Below are 3,761 nucleotides of genomic sequence, written 5' to 3'. Positions count from 1 at the left end.
CACCATGCCCGCCCGTTCCCTGCCTGCCGATTCCCCGCCCGCCCCGCCCGCCTCCGGCATGCGCGACGCCCTGAGGCTCCAGGCCGAGGTCGTCGGCGCCCTGATCCTGCGCGACACCCATATCCGCTTCGGGCGCACGCGGCTCGGCTACCTGTGGGTCCTGATCGAGCCCATCGCCCACGCGGTCGGCCTCTCGCTCGTGCACTACGCCCTGGGCCGGCGCTCGCCCCTGGGCGGCAGCATGGCCCTGTTCTTCATGACCGGGCTGCTGCCGTTCTTCCTCTGGAGCAAGGTCTCCTCCCGCCTCGTCTCGGCCTTCACCTCCGACCGGCCGCTCCTCAACGTGCCGGTGGTGACGCATCTCGACATCCTGATCGCCCGCGCGCTCCTCGAAGGCGCGACCTGGCTCGTGGTCTCGAGCATCCTGATCGCGCTGCTCGTCGCCATCGGCTTCGGCCCCTGGCCGGACGACCTCGGCTCGCTCTGCGGCGCCATCGGCGCGCTGTTCCTGCTCGCCGTCGGGGTCGGGATGATCAACGCGACGATGAGCGCGCTGCTGCAATCCTGGCACAACGTCTTCGGCATCGTCACCCGGCCGCTCTACCTGTCCTCCGGCATCTTCTACCTCGTCGACCAGGTGCCGGCGACGGCGCAGCGCTTCCTGGTCTGGAATCCGCTGGTCCACGGCATCGAGTGGGTGCGGATGTCCTTCTACCCGTCCTACGGCGCCGTCACCCTGGACAAGGCCTACCTCGTCCAGTGCGCCGTCGTCGCGTTCGTGCTCGGCCTCGCCCTGGAGCGGCTGGGCCGCAGGAAGGCGGAGGCGATATGATCCTGTTCGACGACGTCTCGAAGAGCTACCGCACGGCGCTCGGCCTCAAGCGCATCCTGCACGGGTTCGACGGGGGCCTGCCCACCGACATGAACCTCGGCATCCTCGGCCGGAACGGTTCGGGCAAGACCGCCCTGATGCGGATGCTGGCGGGCTCGGAGCTGCCCGATCGCGGGCGAATCTACCGCGACGCCCGGGTGTCGTTCCCGGTCGGCCATTCCATCGGCGTCAGCACGATGATGACCGGGCGGGAGAACGTCGCCTTCATCGCCCGGGCCTACGGCGAGGAGGTCGGCCGGGTGGTCGATTTCGTCGACGACTTCGCCGAGCTCGGCGTCTACCTCGACGAGCCGATGCGCAACTATTCCAACGGGATGCGGGCGCGGCTGTACTTCAGCCTGTGCATGGCGATCGATTTCGACGTCTACCTGGTGGACGAGGTCACGGCGGCCGGCGACGTCGAGTTCAAGCGCAAGTGCAATCAGCTCTTCGCCGAGCGTCGGCGCACGGCGCGGATCATCATGACCTCGAACAACGTCAAGATGATCCGCCAGTATTGCGACCGGGGGGCGATCCTCGACGGCGGCCGGATCCTGATGTTCGACCGGATCGAGGACGCGATCGCCGTCTACCAGAATCAGATCTACCGCACCGAGATCGAGGGATCCGGGCTGCGGATGGCGGAGGTGTCATGAGCGACCCGTCACGACAGGCTGGCCCGCGGATCTCGCCGCTGCTCAGCGTCCTCAAGCAGCGCCGGCCGGTCCCGGCCGGGATCGCGCCCCTCGATCCCGAGGACGAGGAGGAGCCGGCCGAGCGCCGGCCGCGGCTGCGCGAGGTCAAGGGCGGCGAGGCGAGGGGGGGCGAGTCCGGCGCCGAGGCACCGGCCCTGCTGCGGGTCGCCGAGGCGCCGTCCGTCCTGCCGATGCCGGCCCCGATCCCGCCCCTGTCGGGCGAGGCCGCCGCCCGGCTCGAGGAGCGGCGCCGGGCGCGGCGGCGGGGCCGGCGCGGCGTGGTCGCCTCGTTCCTGGTGATGGTGGCCCTGCCGGTGCTGGCGGCGGCGATCTACTACCTGTTCCTCGCGAGCGACCAGTACGTCTCCGAGGTCAAGTTCGCGGTGCGCGCCGTCGAGCGCAACACCGGCCACGACGCCATCAACGTGGTCAACGGCCCGCCGAACGCGGTGGCGGGCAACACCGACTCGTTCATCCTCGCCGACTACGTGACCACCCGGCAGTTCGTCGACGAGGTCGACCGCCAGCTCGACCTGCGCCGGATCTTCTCGGATCCCGCCGCCGACTTCTGGTCCCGGTTCGACCCGAAGGCCCCGGTCGAGGCGCTGGTCAACCATTGGCGCTCGGTGGTGGTGTCGCGCTACGACCTCTCGACCGGCATCCTGACCGTCAAGGTGCGGGCCTACACCGCGCAGGACAGCGTCCGCCTCGCCGAGGCGGTGCTCGAAGGCTCGGAACGCCTCGCCAACGAGATGACCGAGCGCGGCCGGCGCGACTTCGTGCGCTTTGCCGAGGCGGAGCTCGTCCGGGCCGAAGCCCGGCTCGGGAATGCCCGCAAGGCGCTGGGCGACTTCCGCCGGCAGGAGGGGACCTTCGACCCGGTCAGGCTCGCCACCAGCAACGCCGACCTCCTGGCGAAGCTGCGCTCCGACCTGTCCTCGATGCAGGCCGAGGCGACCGCGCTCGCGAGCGCCCTGCAGCCGAACGCCCCGGTGCTCCAGGCCCTCACGAGCCGCATCAGGGCGACCGAGCGGCAGCTGCGCCTGGTCGAGGCCGAGGGCCGGCGCGAGGGCGGCGGCGAGGGCACCGACATGGGCAGCCTCGTCTCCCGCTACGCCGCGCTCGAGGCCGAGCAGGGCTTCGCCGAGAAGAGCTACGGCGTCGCGGTCGAGGCCCTGCGCAGCGCCCGCAGCCTCGCCGACCGGCAGCAGGTCTACCTCGCCACCTTCGCCCGCCCGGCCCTGGCCGAGAGCGCGCAGTATCCGAGCCGCCCGGCCGCCATCGCGCTGGTCGCCGGCTTCGCCCTGCTGGCCTGGCTCACCGCCCTGCTCATCGTCCTCGGCATCCGCGACCATCTGCGGTGACGGGGCCCCGGCCCGCCCGGCGGCCGGATCCGGCGAACGACCCGGCCCGCGGGGAGCGGGCCGGACGGGATGGAACCAGACGGCGCGAACCGACAGCCGTCGTCAGGAAGGCTCGGATCATGATCTTCGTTCAGCGCGACGGCACAACGGGCAACCTGGCCTTCACGGGCGATCGCGCCCGCATCCTCGACGCGAACGGCAACGTCGTCATCGACTGGACCGCCGGCGGCACCCTGCGGGACATCCCGCAGGGCGACGGCTACACCGTCCAGATCCAGACCGGATCGACGGTGAGGTCGGACCGGCTGGCGGTCGGCGCCGTGGTGTTCACCATCGGCCAGTCGAACATCGAGCGCTGGTTCAACACCCCGACCGCGGTGCCGGACGGCAATGCCAGCACCTACATGATGGAGGCGGACGGCTCGATCAGCCCGCAGATCGACGGCGGCGCCTCGACCTATTTCGCCAATTCCTACGCCGCCGCGACCGGCGTGCCGGTGCTGATCGTCGCCGCCGCCAAGGGCGGCACCGCGCTGACCCGGGAGGCCGACAAGGGCAACGGCTACTGGCTCGATACCTCGGCAGGCTCGCTCTACAGCAAGGCGCTGTCGCTGCTGTCGGCCGTCGGCGGGTCGGCGGAGGTCGTCCTGTGGGCGCAGGGCGAGACCGACGCCTCGGGGGGCATCGGCACCGCCGCCTACGCCCAGGCGCTGACGACCTTCATGACCCGGGTGCTGGGCGATTTCGGCGTCGACCGGGTGCTGATCCAGGAGCTCGGCCCCCGCGGCAGCAACGACGGCAAGTACGACGCGGTCCGCCTCGCCCAGCATC

At 71.2% G+C, this 3,761-nt stretch carries 4 protein-coding genes; all 4 read left to right on the top strand.

Features of this window, described 5'->3' with window-relative positions:
• On the top strand, positions 1-832 hold an 832-nt coding region (locus tag QR78_RS30810), incomplete at its 5' end, for an ABC transporter permease (protein ID WP_125940064.1).
• Positions 829-1,527 (top strand): ABC transporter ATP-binding protein, encoded by a 699-nt coding sequence (locus tag QR78_RS30805; protein WP_048431445.1) that lies wholly within the window; start codon positions 829-831, stop codon positions 1,525-1,527. The genes QR78_RS30810 and QR78_RS30805, both read left to right, overlap by 4 nt.
• Positions 1,524-2,930 (top strand): KpsE/RkpR family capsule polysaccharide export protein, encoded by a 1,407-nt coding sequence (locus tag QR78_RS30800; RefSeq protein WP_048431444.1) that lies wholly within the window; start codon positions 1,524-1,526, stop codon positions 2,928-2,930. The genes QR78_RS30805 and QR78_RS30800 overlap by 4 nt, the downstream gene beginning before the upstream one ends.
• A 119-nt stretch (positions 2,931-3,049) precedes the next feature.
• The coding region (locus QR78_RS30795) for a sialate O-acetylesterase (RefSeq protein ID WP_048431443.1) at positions 3,050-3,761 on the top strand (712 nt) is incomplete at its 3' end.

Source organism: Methylobacterium indicum (genome assembly GCF_001043895.1).
Taxonomy (GTDB): Bacteria; Pseudomonadota; Alphaproteobacteria; order Rhizobiales; family Beijerinckiaceae; genus Methylobacterium; species Methylobacterium indicum.
The sequence above is the reverse complement of the archived record's forward strand: the minus strand, read 5'-3'. Positions and strand labels throughout refer to the sequence as shown.

Excerpts from the sequence above, each read along its gene's own strand:
- QR78_RS30800 (WP_048431444.1), top strand. The coding sequence starts at position 1,524 with ATGAGCGACCCGTCACGACAGGCTGGCCCGCGGATCTCGCCGCTGCTC.
- QR78_RS30805 (WP_048431445.1), top strand. The coding sequence starts at position 829 with ATGATCCTGTTCGACGACGTCTCGAAGAGCTACCGCACGGCGCTCGGC.